Raw genomic sequence first — 15,441 nt, 5'->3', positions numbered from 1 at the left:
CCTGTATATCTCCAACTGTTGTGCTGACGGCCAGGGAATCGAAGTTGCCGCGCGCCTGGAATTTTACATCATTAAAGCCCAGTTTATTATACCCGAATTGCGGGATCTCCGCATCAACATCGAAAATATTTTCTTTGGTATTTAACTGCCCGTTAATGGTGGCATAATTGAAGCCTTTCAATCGTATCCAGCAAACTCAGGTAGTCATCCACTTTACGGGTGGTGATGAAAAAGCTGAAATTATTGTCTACGGTGGTTTTGGAAGCAGCAATATAACTGGGGTAATACCGGTTCAGAAAGGTTTGAAACGCATCGGGCAGGGAGGAGATATTAAATTTCCCGGCCAGAATACCTTCAAATTCATTGCTTCGGACAGAAATGGTTTTGTTACCGCTCTCCTGCATGCCGGATTCAACATATAAACTGTCGAAGGAAATCCGCTGGCCATTGTTAAATACTGCGGCGTCGGAGATCCGGGCTGAGCCCAGGAAATTATCTATATTGCTTCCGGTGAAATTCACGTTAAAAGTGCCGTTGAAATCAAGTTCCTCCCGCGTAAATTTCATGCTGCGCAGGTTGGCATTCACTACAAGGGCGCTGAAATCGAAACGGGGAATTTCGCCCGATAAGTCTACCAGGCCTTTTAACTTGGCTTCCAGGTGTTCATCATTAACCGCCACATTACCGTTGAACAATCGTTTGGCAAATTTTCCGTCGATCTCAATATCGCGGTATTCATACCCATTGTATACAATAAACGGGATATACCCTTTAAGCCCGGCATCCAGGCTTTGGAGGGTGAAGCCTTTTCCTTTGATATCGCCGGCAACCCCGATAGCGCCGAGCATTGAATTGCCGATAAACTGCCCGATTTCAAATTCTTCTGTCTGGATGGTTCCTACATAGAGTGGTACGCCTTTTTCCGGCAATTTCATGTTTACATCTGTAGCAATCGTGCCAAGTGCGGTTTCGATGGTTCCGTAGGTTACAAAATCATTGAGGAAGCCGGTAAAGCTTCCTTTGAATTTCAGAAAACCAAGCCGGTCGAGCCGCGGTTCGGTGATGGTTTTGATTACCGGGAAAAACTGGGTAATATCTCCATAGCTGGCATTGAAATCCCGAACGGTTACGTCGAGGTAGGATTTTTTTATATCGGGTAGCCCTTTCAGTATAAAGTCGCCGTTCAGGTAGGTGTTCTTACCTGCTTTGGCAATAACTTTTTTCCCTTCCAGTTTACTGATGGTGCCACTGGCTTTTCCACTGAGACTTATTTTGGTGTTCCAGTTGGCGAGTTCCGGGGCAAAAAACGCTATATCGTCGCTGTGTACAATAGCATCGGTGAAATTTCCTTCCAACTGGATCGATTCGATGAAATCACTCATATCATCAAACGTATCATACCGCATCGCATAATAATTGCGGAGATAACTTTTCGGGGTGCGGATATCCAGCTGGCGGAACTCCATGGCTTCGGGATGAAACCGGAGATTGGCTTTCAGTTGTTTTACCTCAAAACCGGATCGTTCTTTAGTGGCAATTTCAATGGCTGCGCTGATGGTATCATTTTGCAGTTTAACTTCTCTGAACTGACTATTGATCTGGCTGAATTGGAAATGCGCACCATCGAAATAATAGTAAGGTGCGCGTTCCGTTTCGATATCGTTTTTCAGGCTGCCGTTTTTGATCGTAAGGTTCCGGATACCCAATGCCCAACGGCCCGGGTTCCAGCGCAGGTGCTCCGGGTCATTGGGCGGCAGGGCTGCCCGGGCAGTTTTTGGACGGGGTGGTCTTCGTCCGTCGTAATTGTAGATCGAAAAATTGGGCTGAACAATGGAGAGGTTGCGAATCTGGATATTTTTGTTAACCAGGTCAAAGACCTCGGCTTGAAGGTCGAGCGATTGGAGAGACAGGCCCAGGTTTTCTCCCCGCCACTCATCGCGTTGAAGTAAACGGATGTTTTTGAGGGCGATTTCTTTAACAGACAAGCGGATGGGGTTCTGTTTTTTAGTGCTGGGAGGCGCGGCAAAATAATCTGCCAGGAACTGGTAATTCCAGTTAGAGTCTACCCGGTGAAAATCTATTAAGGTGTTTTCCAGCCCGATATAGGTAAGCTCTACCTTGTCCTTTACGAAAAACCAGTCGGTAATATTTACTTTAAGAGCGCCGGCATATAGCAGGGTGTCCTTCTGTTGATCGCGCACAAGGGTTCCATTGAGCGACAGTGTATTAAAAAACTCCAGGTCAATATGGTCCACTTTTACCTCGGTGTTCAAGGCTTTGGACAGCCGTTTGGCTGCCTGCCGGGCAATATAATTCTGGACAAAACTGACCTGCAGAAGAAAATACACCAGCACCACCAATAGCAGAAGCGACAGGATTAGGTAACCGGTTATTTTAACTACTCGTTTCAGGAATTGGGTATTAGCTGCAAAATTAATTATTCATGGTCAACCTTCTTAGAAGAATATGACCATTGAACGAATTTACTGGATGAGACTGGTATACCCGGGCCGAGGTTTAACTTTTGGATGGATTTATGAAAATCAGGCGGGTTGATTTACACTGCTTTACGTAATCTAACCAGGCTGGTTAAGAGTTCTTCCAGTTGATCGAGCTGCAGCATATTAGCTCCATCGCTTTTGGCTACTGCCGGGTTGGGGTGGGTTTCGATAAAGAGCCCGTCTGCCCCTGCCGCCAGTGCTGCTTTCGCTATGGTTCCGATAAGTTGGGGATTACCTCCTGTTACCCCAGTGGTTTGATTAGGCTGCTGCAGGCTATGGGTGCAATCCATTACCACGGGTACACCGTGTTCTTTCATCCAGGGGATATTCCGATAGTCTACCACCAGGTCCTGGTAGCCAAAGGTGGTTCCCCGTTCTGTCAGTATTATTTTATCGTTACCGGCCTGCCTTATTTTTTCCACGGCAAATTTCATCGATGGCCCGCTTAAAAACTGGCCTTTTTTTACGTTTACAATTTTGCCGGTTTCGGCGGCGGCTATCAGCAGGTCTGTTTGGCGGCATAAAAATGCGGGTATCTGCAGAATGTCGGCATAGTTAGCTGCAGGGGCTGCCTCATCGTGGGCATGAATATCCGTTGTGGTAGGCAAACCGAATTTTTCCCCTGTTTTTTTGAGTAATCCCAGCCCTAGTTCATCTCCCAGCCCGGTAAAGGAACTGGCACTGGTTCTGTTAGCTTTTCTGTAAGAAGATTTAAATATGTAAGGGATACCCAGTTTGGTACAGATCTGTTTAACTTTTTCAGCTACTTCAGTAAGTAGCTCTTCGCTTTCAATAACACAGGGTCCGGCAATCAAAAAAAAGTTTTTCTCGTCATAGGACTGTCCCTTAAATAGCTCTTGCAGAAATTTTTCCATGCGGCAAAGATAGGATTTCTATTTTCTCGGTTGGGGCGCCTCCTTTCGGACGCCTTCTTTCGGTGCCATCTGGCTGGTGAAAAAGCTATTCATTTTGTCCGTAGGTTTGCAGGCCTAATTTCGATTGCTATGACAAAAGAAAAAATTTTAGTAATTGGTGCCTGCGGACAAATTGGTGTAGAGTTAACCCTGGCACTGAGGAAAATATACGGGAATAACAATGTATTGGCTTCTGATCTTCGTGAAGAAAACGAGTTGCTGAAAGGTACCGGCCCCTATGTTTCCATTGATGCACTTAATAAAGAAATGCTGCATGTGCTGGTGATCCGGCAAAATATTACACAGGTTTATTTACTGGCTGCCATCCTGTCGGCTACGGGCGAAAAAAATCCTAACCTGGCCTGGCACCTCAACATGCAAAGCCTGCTGAATGTCCTGGATATTGCCCGGGAAGAAAAACTTACCAAAGTTTACTGGCCTTCATCCATTGCAGTATTCGGCCCTACTTCGCCTAAACAAAACTGCCCTCAGTATACTATAATTGAGCCTACTACCGTATATGGAATTTCCAAATATGCCGGCGAGTTCTGGTGTAATTATTACCACCAGCGATATGGGGTGGATGTACGTAGTTTGCGCTATCCCGGGTTAATCAGTTATAAGTCTGCGCCGGGGGGTGGTACCACCGATTATGCCGTAGAAATTTTTCATGAAGCCCTGGAAGAAGGTACATACCGTTGCTTTTTAAAGGAAGACACCTACCTGCCTATGATGTATATGCCGGATGCCATCAAAGCCACCATTGAGCTGATGGAAGCACCGGCTGAAAAAATAACGGTTCGCACTTCTTATAATATTTCGGGTATGAGTTTCTCTCCCAAAGAAATAGCTGCTTCTATTCAGCAGCATATTCCCGCGTTTACCATCCGATACGAGCCCGACTATCGCCAGGCAATAGCCGATTCCTGGCCGCAAAGTATTGATGACCATATTGCCCGGCGCGACTGGGGATGGCAACAGGATTATGACCTGAACCGTATGACGGCGGATATGCTGGCCAACCTCAAAAACCAGTAGTCCTGTTAAACTGCTGGTGCAATCCAACTGCCTGGCGTAAATTGCCGGGCAGACGGAATAGGATAGTTATGCTAAAATTTTACTTCTTCGCATTTTTACTGATAGCTGGTAGGGGGGCTTATAGCCAGGCGTCTGCCGGCCCCAAAAAAGCAGCCGGCAAATCCCTGGCCACTGGTACATGGCGGGCTTCCCTGCTTCGCGCAGAAGGCCATCCCATTGTATTTAATTTTGAGTTGGCTTATGAAAAAGAACAGCCGGTGATCTATATTTTAAATGCCAGTGAACGGCTTGAAGTGCGCAACATCCGGAGAAAAGGCGATTCCGTATGGATTGATTTGCCTTTTTTTGAATCGGCTTTTTTTCTGCAGCTGCAAAAAGATGGCACACTTAAGGGCGATTGGCGCAAAGGTACTACCAAGGATATTTCTGTTATGCCCTTTGTAGCTGTGCCCCATCAACAAGACCGGTTTAGTGCCGGTGCTGCTCCTGTAGCCCAGTTGTCTGGTAAATGGGCGATGACTATCCTGCGGCCCGATGGTAGTGCCCGGCCTGCCATTGCACAGTTTGAACAAAAAGGAGCCAAGCTAACGGGTACCATCCTGGCACCCTCCGGCGATTACCGGTACCTCGACGGCATTGTTCGGGGAGATAGCTTATTCTTAAGTACTTTTGACGGCAGCCATGCCTATGTATTTACGGCTCGTATCCACTCAACCGATTCAATTGATGGTGGCCGCTTTTATGCTGGTCCAACCCACCTTGAAAAATTTTCTGCCTCCCGCAATGAACAGGCGGTGCTTCCCCTGGATGGAATCGGCGTTTACCTTAAGCCGGATGCACCGCGCCTGAATTTTCGTTTTCCTGATTTGGAGGGTCGTATGGTTGGTATTACTGATGAGCGCTTTAGAAACAAAGTGGTCGTAATTCAGTTAATGGGTTCCTGGTGCCCCAATTGCATGGATGAAACCAATTTTCTAAGCGCATATTATAAAAAACACAAGGCAAGAGGGCTGGAAGTGGTGTCGCTGGCCTATGAATACAGTACCGATTCATCGCGGTATATGAAAAGTTTACGGAAATTTCAGCAACGGTTCCAGGTAACTTATCCTATGCTCATTACGGGGGTAACCAGTTCAGACAGCTTGCGTACAGAAAAAACGCTGCCGCAATTAACCCCGATCAAAGTATTTCCAAGCACTGTTTTTGTGGGTAAGGACGGCCAGATCAAAAAAGTTCACAGTGGTTTTTTTGGACCGGCTACCGGCGAAGCCTACACGAACTATGTAGCTGAGTTTGAAGCAACCATCAACCAGCTGCTGGCAGAATAGCCGCACCGGATCCGTGTTCAGGAAAAGGATATATCGCTGATAGTGCGGTTTTCCAGTATTCCTAAACTGGCATCGCGCACTTCTTTCATAATATGGTTAAGACCGCAGGTTATTTCATCACAATCTTCGCATTTTTTATAAAAGTTCAGGCTGGCGCAGGGGAGTAGTGCTATGGGGCCGTCCAGGAGCCTTATAACTGTAGCAACTTTTATAGCAGAAGGCGGAACGGCAAAATAATAGCCGCCCCCTTTCCCTTTTTTACTATCCAGTAAACCGGCTTTTTTCAGATCCAGCAGAATGGCTTCCAGGAATTTAATCGGAATATTTCGTTCGGTAGAAATATCTGCAATAAGTATCGGGCCCTGCTGTTCGCGCTGGGCCATGAAACTTAGTGCCTTTAAGCCATATTGGGTTTTTTTTGAAATCATGCAATCGCCTTTAAAATCCCAGAACATCGTTCATTCCAAAAATACCTTTTTTCCCTTTTAAAAATTCAGCCGCCATTACTGCACCTGTAGCAAATCCGGTACGGTTATGGGCGGTATGAATTATTTCTATGTCATCAATTTCCGAGGAGTAACGTATTTTATGGGTGCCGGGTGCCGGGTCAATTCGCTCACTTATTATTTCCAGTTCTTCGGCTTTGTTGGTGGAATGGTTGACCCAGTTTTTGTAAAGTGGAATGTTTTGGAGGATTTGCTCAGCCAGTGTTACTGCTGTACCTGATGGTGCATCTTTTTTTTGCGTATGATGGATTTCTTCCATTTTTACCCGGTACTCCGTTTGATGGGCCATTAACTGCGCCAGTTTTTTATTTAGTTCAAAGAAGATATTTACGCCTACGGAAAAGTTGCTGGCATACAGAAATGCTCCCTGTTGTTGCAGGCAGTATTCGTCAATGGCTTCTTTTTTATCGAGCCAGCCTGTTGAGCCGCAAACCACCGGTACTTTTGCTTTCAACAGCTCCATAATATTATCGAAAGCGCTGTGTGGGCTTGTAAATTCGATAGCTACGTCAATGGCTGCAAGCTTGGTTTCATTGAGGTCATTCCGGTTATCCAGGTCAATTTTCAGTGCAATGGTATGGCCTCTTTCTACTGCAATTTTTTCGATGGCCTGTCCCATTTTTCCGTATCCAACAAGGGCTATTTTCACAATCAGCAATTTGAAGTTTGAATGATGGGGAGTGGTTAGTTCCTAATTGAGGGCAAATATAAGGGGAATGGGGGAAGGAGGTGGGAAAAGGAGCGGGTAGGAGCGCCGAGGGTTATTTGGCAAATAGCTTAGCGGGTTTGGCTTTGTGGATGTCAAATACCAGGGAAAGGCCGGCGGTGTTGCCCAGGCCTAACTGATAGGTGTTATTGGGCAGCAGGGGTTTGAGTTTCATGCTGAGCTCGGGACTCACATCAAATTCTTTCAGGTGAGCATCAACGGTAGCATCAACCACATTCAGTCCCCAGAAAAGCAGGAATACCAGCACCGAATAATCAATGTTCCGTCTAAATTCTCTTCGGTAGTTATCCAGGGAAGAAACAGCGTTGTTTTCCACGAACACACGCAGGTAGGGCGCTACTTTATCCCAACTGGCCGTGTCTTTACCGGCAGTAACCTTGTAAGCAAACCGTACTTCCCGATAGGTTTTAATATTATCAAAAAATACATAACCCGTTATGCCCAGGGCTGCGTATACAATTGGCACTTTCCAGTATTTTTTATTGTAGACCTGTCCCCAGCCCGGAATAATTGCGGAACGTATGGTGGCTTTCCGCGGGTTATGCGGTTCTTTTGTTTTTTTTCCGGCACTGGTGGAATCGGCCGTTTGCAGGTTGGCAGTTTTTTGATCGGCTGTTTTGAGGTTGCCGGCAGGTTTTTCTCCTGGTTTTACGGGTTGCCGTTGGCCACTGTCTTTGCTAAGGGGAATAGTGTCGGCATTTTCCAAAACCAAACGGGAGATAGCACCGGCAAACCTGAAATCTACCGGAAGCGGTTCAGCATAAGCCGGCAGGAAGCTTATAAGCCCTGCTAGCACAACCAGCCCTACTGCCACTCGTATCTTGATCATGTGTTAATTCACCGTTACTCCCATCGATTCCAGCAATTTGTTCAATTCCTGAATAGAATAGTATTCCAGAGTAATGCTGCCATGTCCTTTTTTGCTATGGTTCAACTTTACCTTGGTGCTGAAATGGGAGGCTAAATTATCTTCAATTTTCTTGTAAACCGGCGGCAGCGCTGTTTTTGGAGCAGATTTAACAGCAGCGCCATCTTCTTTGTACATTTTACGAACCAGTTCTTCGGTTTGGCGAACTGATAGGCCCTTGTTCTTTATTTCATTGAAGATATAGAGTTGCTTATCGACCATATCTACATTAATGAGTGCACGGGCATGCCCCATACTCATTACTCCATTGCGGACGGCTACCTGGATATCGGGCGGTAAACGCAGGAGGCGAATATAGTTGGCTACGGTACTTCTTTCCTTGCCCATCCGTTCTGCCACCTGTTCCTGGGTATAATTCAATTCATCCATCATCCGTTTATAACTCAGGCTAACTTCTATGGCATTCAGGTCTTCCCGTTGCAGGTTTTCCAGCAGGGCAAGTTCCAGCAGTTGCTGGTCATCGGCCTGGCGGATATAGGCGGGTAAATCTTTTAATCCGGCGATCTTGGAGGCGCGGTAGCGTCGTTCACCGGATATAAGGCGATATTTCCCAGAGGGCAGTTTTGAAACCGTTATCGGCTGGATGATGTCATGAATTTTTATGGAGGCCGCCAGTTCATTCAGGGCCTGCTCATCAAAATCATGACGGGGTTGTTTGGGATTGGTTTCTATTTGAGCAATAGGAATGCGGCTCATGCTGGTGGCCTGTTCCACTACCTGCGGTTTTAACTGGCCGCTGGTGCTTTTGAGATCAGCATCAATATTCTGTAACAAGGAACGTATTCCTTTTCCGAGCGCATCTTTTTTAGTAGCGTCTTTTTTATTTGGGTTGGTCATTTTGCAACGTAAAAATCAAACAATTTAAAACCACGAACCATTATTTCCCTTCTCATCCTTCCCCCTCTTCCTCTTCCTCTTCCTCCACTTCCATTACCCGGTCTTCCTGGCTGATCTTTGTCATATTGTTTTTCTGTAGGATCTCCTTGGCAAGGTTCAGATAGTTGACAGAACCTTTGCTGTAGGCATCGTATAAGATTACCGGCTTACCCACGGAAGGGGCTTCGCTGATACGGGTGTTCCGGTGTACAATTGTATTAAAGACCAGTTCATCAAAATGACGGCGTACTTCACTCACCACCTGGTTGCATAAACGCAGCCGACCATCGTACATCGTCATTAATATGCCTTCTATTTCCAGTTCCGGGTTCAGCCGGTTCTGCACTATTTTGATCGTATTCAACAGTTTTCCTAAGCCTTCCAGGGCAAAAAACTCTGTTTGAACCGGAACAATTACGGAATCTGCTGCTGTCAGGGCATTTACGGTGATCAGACCCAGGGAAGGGGAGCAGTCAATCACCACAAAATCATATTCATCCAGTACCGGTTGCAGGATACCTTTCAGTACATTTTCGCGGTTGGGATAATTGATCATTTCAATTTCTGCACCCACCAGGTCAATATGCGAGGGCACTACATCCAGGTGAGGGATATCCGATTTCAGGATCACATCCCGGATCGGCGTACCATTAACCATGCAATCGTACAGGCTTTGGGTAATATTATGCAGGTCGAAACCTGTTCCGGTAGTACTGTTGGCCTGTGGATCTGCATCCACCAACAGGGTCCGGAATTCAAGTACGGCAAAGCTTGCTGCAAGGTTAATTGCAGTGGTGGTTTTGCCTACACCACCTTTTTGATTCGCTACGCCAATAATTCTAGCCATAATTCAGTTCCTAGTTCTTGCGGTTTTCGGGTAAGGTATTAAATCGAAATGCTATCTCCAATACCTACCAGGTGCAATTTTTTTCCACCCCGGGTAAAAATCTCCTGCGCCCCCTGGTGATCTATTTTAATAAACCCAAAGGTATCGTAATGTACGCCAATCACCTGCTGGCACTGGATCATTTCAGCACAAGCAAGGGCATCGGCAGCGTTCATGGTAAAATTGTCGCCAATTGGTAAGACCGCAAAATTAAGTTTTGCCCAACGCGGAATCAATTGCATATCAAGGGTTAAGGCGGTATCACCGGCATAATAAAAGTTGCCGGCATCGGAGTAAATGATGAAACCCATTGGATTGCCGCCATAAGATCCGTCCGGAAGCCCACTGGAGTGCTGGGCTACGGTACAACGTACCCGGAAATCGCCAAAATCCCAGGATCCGCCGGTGTTCATCGGGTGGGTATTGGCCACCCCGTTTTTGTTCAGCCATTCATGGATCTCCCAATTGGCTACCACTTTGGCGCCGGTTCGGGTGGCAATGGCAATACAATCGGCAATATGATCGGCATGGCCATGTGAAACCAATATATAATCCGCCTTAATACTATGGATGTCGATGCCTGCTGCCAGCTCATTATAGGTGATAAACGGGTCAAACAACAGGTGTTTGCCATTAATAACAACAGAAAAACAGGAATGACCATAATATGTATATTGCATGGGCTGCTTTTTTGGTAAGGACAGCAAAAATAACGTTTCAACCCAAAAAAACCGGAACAAACCATTCGGGAGCTTGTTATGAATGGCAGATTTTAGCAGACTAACATGAATTCAACCTACACAATTGTATCAGGAACCAACAGAACCGGCAGTAATACTATCAAAATAGCCCGCCAATACCAGCGCATGCTGGAAGAAAAAGGTGTTCCGGCCAATTTATTGACCCTGGAAAACCTCGATGTCAGCAGCCGCAACGACCAGATCCGTGAGCTGGAAAACCGCCTGTTGATACCAACCGGCAAATTTATTTTCATATCCCCTGAATACAACGGCAGTATTCCGGGCGTACTTAAATCCCTGTTCGACAGCAGTGATATACAGCATTGCTGGTGGGGTAAAAAAGCCTTATTGGTAGGCGTGTCTACCGGAAGAGCAGGAAATTTGCGCGGAATGGAACATTTAACCGGTATCCTGCATTATTTAAAGATGTTGGTGTACCATCATAAACTGCCGATTTCTGTCGTAAATGTATTGCTGCATCCCGATGGATCCGTCAAAGACGAGGGTACCCTTCGCGCCATCAATCAGCAATTGGATGAATTCATCGCTTTCTAAAATAGTTTATCAATGAGAAGTTCTGGAATGATCTGGGTAATCCTGGTTTTATTAATCCTACTGGATATTTATGTGTTCCAGGCGCTTCGGTATGTTACGCAAAGCTGGACAACCAAAGCCCGGCTGCTGCTCTTCATCAGCTATTGGGTGGTTTCGGTGCTGATGGCCGTGTTGCTGGTATTTATGCCGGCACTGGGGGCCGATAACTGGCCGAAAGCCGTTCGATCCTACGTATTTGCCACCATTGTAGGACTCTTTTTTTCCAAATTCCTGGCAAGTGTTTTCTTTTTGGTAGACGATGTTCGCCGGGGAGTGCAATACACAGCCAGCAAACTGATTCCTTCCGCAAAGGCGGCAGCTGTTCAGCAGGAGGAGGGAATCAGCCGGTCGGCTTTTCTGAGCTGGTTTGGCCTGGCAGCGGGGTCTACCTTATTCGGCACGCTGTTGGTAGGTTTTACCAACAAATACAATTATTCGGTTAAGCGGGTTAAACTGGCCTATGATCATTTGCCTGCCGCTTTTAAAGGATTAAAACTGGTGCATATCAGTGATATTCATAGTGGAAGTTTTACAGATAAGATGGCCGTTCAAAAAGGCATTGATCGTATCCTGGAGCTGAAGCCGGATCTTATTTTGTTCACAGGCGACCTGGTGAACGACCGCGCGGTTGAGATGGAGCCCTACCAGGCAATTTTTTCGCAGTTAAAAGCTCCCCTGGGGGTGTATTCCGTATTGGGCAACCACGATTATGGCGATTATGTACAATGGGAATCGAGAGAAGCCAAGGATAAAAACCTGAACGACCTGATGCAGGTACATGCCAATATGGGCTGGCGTTTGCTGATGAACGAACACGTAGTGCTGGAACGTAATGGCGATAAGATTGCGTTGATCGGTATTGAGAACTGGGGCGCCAAAGCAAATTTTCCTAAATACGGCAATTTGCCGAATGCCTATAAGGGGGCAGAACAACATGCTTTTAAGATTCTGATGAGTCATGATCCCAGTCATTGGGATGCTGAGGTGCGGAAATCTTATTCCGATATCGACCTGATGTTAAGCGGACATACACATGGTATGCAATTTGGGGTGGAACTGCCGGGGTTTAAATGGAGCCCGGTACAATACCTCTACAAACAATGGGCGGGATTGTATGAAGATGGCCGGCAAAAACTATATGTGAACCGGGGGTTTGGGTTTATCGGGTATCCCGGAAGAGTGGGCATTTTACCGGAGATCACGGTTTTGGAGCTCGTTTGACTTTGCAAAATGTGAAAGGTTTAAAGGCGGTTTCTTTGCCTTTTATTTAACAGGTAAGCATAACCGTTGGCATATAATTGGCGCTAATTTTCCTCAAACCAACGTTATGAAATCCAACTTAAGTTTTCTAGTAGCCTTACTGGTCGTTTCCCTGTCAAGTTCTGCACAGGGATTGCATTTTGGTGTAAAAGGTGGAGCCAATCTTACCAAGGTAGATGGTAAAGCCATGAGTGAAGAATTCAATTATGGTTACCAGCTTGGAGGCTTTGCGGAAATTGGCCTGGGTAAAAAATGGTTTATTCAGCCGGAAGTGATGTGGACGGAGTTCCGTACCCGAACGGCCGATGATTTTGAAGATATTATCAATAATGCCATAGAGGGGTCGAGCCGGAAAGAGGTAAAATTAAATTACCTGGCTATTCCGATCACGCTGAATTACCGCTTGCTCGATTGGTTTTCGGTACATGCAGGTCCGCAGTTTGGGGTATTGCTGAACCAGGATAAAACCCTGCTGCAAAACGGGCGCGATGCGTTTAACTCTGGTGTGGTATCATTTGTAACCGGTGCCCAGTTGAATTTCGGCGGGTTTCATATCACCGGTCGTTATTTTACCAATATTAATGACATCAATTCGGGCGATATTGATAATGCCTGGAAGAACAAGGGTTTTCAGGTGGGTGTCGGTATCCGTATTTTATAAGCGCAATGGGGTAAGGATCATTTGCGCTATGTTTGCAAAAATTTTCTTTACCAATGTCTTTACAAGCAACGATACAGGAAGCCTGGGGTAACCGGGAACTTTTAAAGGAATCACATTATGCCGATGCGGTGCGTGCCGTAATTGAAGAAGTAGATAAGGGACGTTTACGGGTTGCCAGTCCGGGTGAAAACGGCTGGGTCGTAAATGAATGGGTAAAACAGGCCATACTTATGTATTTCGGTATTCAGCAAATGCAGACCTATGAGTTAGGGCCCTTTGAGTTTTATGATAAGATGTTGCTGAAGAAAAATTATGCGTCACTGGGGGTACGGGCGGTTCCGCATGCAATTGCAAGGTATGGCGCCTTCCTGGGACGTAATGTCGTAATGATGCCGAGTTATGTGAATATCGGCGCCTATGTAGACGAGGGCACTATGGTTGATACCTGGGCTACAGTGGGCAGTTGCGCGCAGATCGGCAAAGGGGTTCACCTGAGCGGCGGGGTTGGAATTGGTGGTGTACTGGAGCCGCTGCAGGCCGCGCCGGTGATTATTGAAGATGGTTGTTTTATCGGATCCCGTTGTATAGTAGTGGAAGGGGTAATTGTGGAAAAGGAAGCCGTGCTCGGCGCCAATGTAGTGCTTACACAAAGCACCAAGATCATTGATGTAAGCGGGGCTACACCGGTAGAATATAAGGGAAGGGTTCCGGCACGTTCGGTTGTAATTCCGGGTTCTTATACCAAAAAATTTGCCGCCGGAGAGTACCAGGTAAGCTGTGCGCTGATCATCGGGCAGCGGAAGCCAAGCACGGATCTTAAGACCAGCCTGAACGATGCCTTGCGTGATTTTAACGTAAGTGTGTAAGTGGGTAAGGGAACGAATAAAGAACTGCACTGGTGGGGGTTTGTATTAACCTTTGCCGGTGCAGTATTGTTTTCAACCAAGGCCGTAATGGTAAAACTGGCCTATCGCGAAGTGCATATCGATGCCATCAGTTTACTGATGTTGCGCATGTTGTTTTCGGTGCCGTTTTTTGTGGCGGTGGCCTGGTGGAACAGCCGGCAGGAAGGGGAAGCGCCGGTATCGCTGCGCAACTGGGGCTGGGTAATTGCCTGCGGGCTCTTTGGATATTATGCCAGCAGTTGGTTCGATTTTGTGGGTCTCCAGTATATTTCCGCCGGGTTAGAGCGGCTGATCCTTTTTTTGTACCCCAGTTTCACGGCCTTTATCAATTATTTCCTGTTTCGGCAAAAGCTCACCCGGCGGCAGGGTTGGGCGCTGCTGATTACCTACCTGGGTATTGGCATTGCTTATTACGGCGAATTGCAGATTGATTATGGCAAGGATGGGTTCATTTTTGGCTCCTTCATGATTTTTATCTGTGCTATTACCTATGCCGCCTACCTGGCGGGCAGTGGCCGGATGATCCCAAAACTGGGGGCTACCCGGTTTAATGCCTATGCTATGCTGGCAGCATCGGGGGGTATTTTTATCCATTATCTGCTGGAAAAGGGGGTGGGTGGTTTTGACTGGACGCCCGAGCGGGTACAGTTTGGGATTTTGCTGGCTATCATTGCTACGGTATTGCCGTCTTTCTTTTTAACGGCGGGGATGAAACGTATTGGCAGTAATAATGCAGCCATTATTTCTTCTATTGGCCCGGTTTCTACCATAGCGCAGGCTTATATATTCCTGGATGAACCTGTGCATGGTTTGCAGATACTGGGAACTGTATTGGTGGTGTTTGGGGTAACGATGATCGGCTGGAAAACAGGGGTAAAAAAAACTTCTGAATAGGCGTTTGTTTTTTTGGCTGCAATGCATCATTTCCTATATTTGCACCCCGTTAAACAACCAACGGATGCCCAGGTGGCGAAATTGGTAGACGCACCGTCTTCAGGTGGCGGCGCCGCGAGGTGTGCTGGTTCGAATCCAGTCCTGGGCACGGAAACAAAAGAGAAACCCTTGATAGCAGTAGCTTTCAAGGGTTTTTTGTTTTCCGGGGGACGGTGGAGGGCACAATAGATTCGGTTATCTCCCTCTTTTTCTTATCTTTCTTTTATTATCCCCTAGCCATCACTTTATGATTGTAGCAATAAATAAGTTCAAAAAAATTGACTCTGCGGAACTTGAACTTGGACAAATAAATATTTTCATAGGCACAAATAATTCTGGCAAAAGCAGCTTTATCCAGGGAATACAATTTGCCATTTCAAGTTGTCAAACCTTAAAAATAAAAGGAGGTAATTGGAAAAGGCATCCAGAGAGTTTCACTTTGTCGCTGGATTCTACAGATTTCATTTATACTCCAACAAGGCACATTGGAAATTTATACCATGGCAAGCGTTTAACTGGTTCAAGGACACGCGATTCGCGCAACAAAATATCTTTCAGTTTAACAGAAAATGATTCCAGCTCAACATTAGAAATCATGAGGGGGAAGAATGGTGGATTCACAACCGTTTTACACAATAAGTCTT

17 protein-coding genes and 1 tRNA gene are annotated in these 15,441 nt (G+C 46.4%); 9 read left to right on the top strand and 9 right to left on the bottom strand.

Annotated features, from left to right (window positions below; genetic code table 11):
* The 3 genes from A1D16_RS15435 to kdsA form a co-directional block, all read right to left on the bottom strand.
* The coding region (locus A1D16_RS15435; protein ID WP_290711095.1) for a hypothetical protein at positions 1-181 on the bottom strand (181 nt) is incomplete at its 3' end.
* Positions 153-2,348: a hypothetical protein gene (locus A1D16_RS15430; protein ID WP_290711093.1), complete on the bottom strand. Its 2,196-nt coding sequence runs from the start codon at positions 2,346-2,348 to the stop codon at positions 153-155. The genes A1D16_RS15430 and A1D16_RS15435, both read right to left, overlap by 29 nt.
* Positions 2,349-2,557: 209 nt before the next feature.
* Positions 2,558-3,376, bottom strand: a complete 819-nt coding sequence (gene kdsA / locus A1D16_RS15425) for a 3-deoxy-8-phosphooctulonate synthase (protein WP_290711091.1) — start codon at positions 3,374-3,376, stop codon at positions 2,558-2,560.
* Between the two features lie 129 nt (positions 3,377-3,505).
* Between kdsA and A1D16_RS15420 the strand changes: the two genes are divergently transcribed.
* Positions 3,506-4,453: an NAD-dependent epimerase/dehydratase family protein gene (locus A1D16_RS15420; protein WP_290711089.1), complete on the top strand. Its 948-nt coding sequence runs from the start codon at positions 3,506-3,508 to the stop codon at positions 4,451-4,453.
* A 68-nt stretch (positions 4,454-4,521) separates the two neighbouring features.
* Complete coding sequence (locus A1D16_RS15415) at positions 4,522-5,781, top strand: TlpA disulfide reductase family protein (RefSeq protein WP_290711087.1); 1,260 nt, start codon at positions 4,522-4,524, stop codon at positions 5,779-5,781.
* Positions 5,782-5,798: 17 nt separating this feature from the next.
* On the opposite strand, the gene A1D16_RS15410 is transcribed toward A1D16_RS15415, so the two are convergent.
* The 6 genes from A1D16_RS15410 to A1D16_RS15385 all read right to left on the bottom strand — a co-directional run bounded on the left by A1D16_RS15410 (position 5,799) and on the right by A1D16_RS15385 (position 10,384).
* Positions 5,799-6,209: an Rrf2 family transcriptional regulator gene (locus tag A1D16_RS15410; RefSeq protein WP_290711085.1), complete on the bottom strand. Its 411-nt coding sequence runs from the start codon at positions 6,207-6,209 to the stop codon at positions 5,799-5,801.
* Between the two features lie 10 nt (positions 6,210-6,219).
* On the bottom strand, positions 6,220-6,936 hold the full coding sequence (dapB, locus tag A1D16_RS15405; RefSeq protein WP_290711083.1) for a 4-hydroxy-tetrahydrodipicolinate reductase: 717 nt from the start codon (positions 6,934-6,936) through the stop codon (positions 6,220-6,222).
* A gap of 112 nt (positions 6,937-7,048) precedes the next feature.
* Entirely contained in the window at positions 7,049-7,843 is a 795-nt protein-coding gene (locus A1D16_RS15400; protein ID WP_290711081.1) for a DUF5683 domain-containing protein, read from the bottom strand.
* 3 nt (positions 7,844-7,846) lie between these two features.
* Positions 7,847-8,779: a ParB/RepB/Spo0J family partition protein gene (locus A1D16_RS15395; protein WP_290711079.1), complete on the bottom strand. Its 933-nt coding sequence runs from the start codon at positions 8,777-8,779 to the stop codon at positions 7,847-7,849.
* A 52-nt stretch (positions 8,780-8,831) separates the two neighbouring features.
* Positions 8,832-9,665 carry an AAA family ATPase gene (locus tag A1D16_RS15390; protein WP_290711077.1) on the bottom strand — a complete coding sequence of 278 codons (834 nt, stop codon included), beginning with the start codon at positions 9,663-9,665 and terminating at the stop codon, positions 8,832-8,834.
* Between the two features lie 38 nt (positions 9,666-9,703).
* Complete coding sequence (locus A1D16_RS15385) at positions 9,704-10,384, bottom strand: metal-dependent hydrolase (protein ID WP_290711075.1); 681 nt, start codon at positions 10,382-10,384, stop codon at positions 9,704-9,706.
* A gap of 105 nt (positions 10,385-10,489) precedes the next feature.
* On the opposite strand from A1D16_RS15385, the gene A1D16_RS15380 reads away from it, so the two are divergent.
* The 7 genes from A1D16_RS15380 to A1D16_RS15350 all read left to right on the top strand — a co-directional run.
* Positions 10,490-10,999, top strand: coding sequence for an NAD(P)H-dependent oxidoreductase (locus A1D16_RS15380; protein WP_290711073.1), 510 nt, complete (start codon positions 10,490-10,492; stop codon positions 10,997-10,999).
* 12 nt (positions 11,000-11,011) lie between these two features.
* Entirely contained in the window at positions 11,012-12,259 is a 1,248-nt protein-coding gene (locus A1D16_RS15375) for a metallophosphoesterase (protein WP_290711071.1), read from the top strand.
* A 106-nt stretch (positions 12,260-12,365) separates the two neighbouring features.
* A complete protein-coding gene (locus A1D16_RS15370) occupies positions 12,366-12,959 on the top strand; it encodes a porin family protein (RefSeq protein ID WP_290711069.1) in 594 nt (197 codons plus the stop codon).
* 53 nt (positions 12,960-13,012) lie between these two features.
* A complete protein-coding gene (locus A1D16_RS15365; RefSeq protein WP_290711067.1) occupies positions 13,013-13,825 on the top strand; it encodes a 2,3,4,5-tetrahydropyridine-2,6-dicarboxylate N-succinyltransferase in 813 nt (270 codons plus the stop codon).
* The gene (locus A1D16_RS15360) at positions 13,826-14,758 is read left to right on the top strand and encodes a DMT family transporter (RefSeq protein WP_290711065.1); all 933 of its coding nucleotides are present in this window, start codon (positions 13,826-13,828) and stop codon (positions 14,756-14,758) included.
* A gap of 66 nt (positions 14,759-14,824) precedes the next feature.
* Positions 14,825-14,906: transfer RNA gene (locus tag A1D16_RS15355), tRNA-Leu, on the top strand.
* Between the two features lie 138 nt (positions 14,907-15,044).
* On the top strand, positions 15,045-15,441 hold a 397-nt coding region (locus A1D16_RS15350), incomplete at its 3' end, for an AAA family ATPase (RefSeq protein WP_290711063.1).

This window comes from Flavihumibacter sp. CACIAM 22H1 (genome assembly GCF_001601815.1).
GTDB lineage: Bacteria > Bacteroidota > Bacteroidia > Chitinophagales > Chitinophagaceae > Flavihumibacter.
Note: the sequence above shows the minus strand (reverse complement) of the source record. Positions and strands in the feature narration are given on the sequence as shown.

Excerpts from the sequence above, each read along its gene's own strand:
- A1D16_RS15415 (WP_290711087.1), top strand. The coding sequence starts at position 4,522 with ATGCTAAAATTTTACTTCTTCGCATTTTTACTGATAGCTGGTAGGGGG.
- A1D16_RS15385 (WP_290711075.1), bottom strand. The coding sequence starts at position 10,384 with ATGCAATATACATATTATGGTCATTCCTGTTTTTCTGTTGTTATTAAT.
- A1D16_RS15420 (WP_290711089.1), top strand. The coding sequence starts at position 3,506 with ATGACAAAAGAAAAAATTTTAGTAATTGGTGCCTGCGGACAAATTGGT.
- A1D16_RS15390 (WP_290711077.1), bottom strand. The coding sequence starts at position 9,665 with ATGGCTAGAATTATTGGCGTAGCGAATCAAAAAGGTGGTGTAGGCAAA.
- A1D16_RS15365 (WP_290711067.1), top strand. The coding sequence starts at position 13,013 with ATGTCTTTACAAGCAACGATACAGGAAGCCTGGGGTAACCGGGAACTT.
- A1D16_RS15400 (WP_290711081.1), bottom strand. The coding sequence starts at position 7,843 with ATGATCAAGATACGAGTGGCAGTAGGGCTGGTTGTGCTAGCAGGGCTT.
- A1D16_RS15375 (WP_290711071.1), top strand. The coding sequence starts at position 11,012 with ATGAGAAGTTCTGGAATGATCTGGGTAATCCTGGTTTTATTAATCCTA.
- kdsA (WP_290711091.1), bottom strand. The coding sequence starts at position 3,376 with ATGGAAAAATTTCTGCAAGAGCTATTTAAGGGACAGTCCTATGACGAG.
- A1D16_RS15370 (WP_290711069.1), top strand. The coding sequence starts at position 12,366 with ATGAAATCCAACTTAAGTTTTCTAGTAGCCTTACTGGTCGTTTCCCTG.
- A1D16_RS15380 (WP_290711073.1), top strand. The coding sequence starts at position 10,490 with ATGAATTCAACCTACACAATTGTATCAGGAACCAACAGAACCGGCAGT.
- A1D16_RS15410 (WP_290711085.1), bottom strand. The coding sequence starts at position 6,209 with ATGATTTCAAAAAAAACCCAATATGGCTTAAAGGCACTAAGTTTCATG.
- A1D16_RS15395 (WP_290711079.1), bottom strand. The coding sequence starts at position 8,779 with ATGACCAACCCAAATAAAAAAGACGCTACTAAAAAAGATGCGCTCGGA.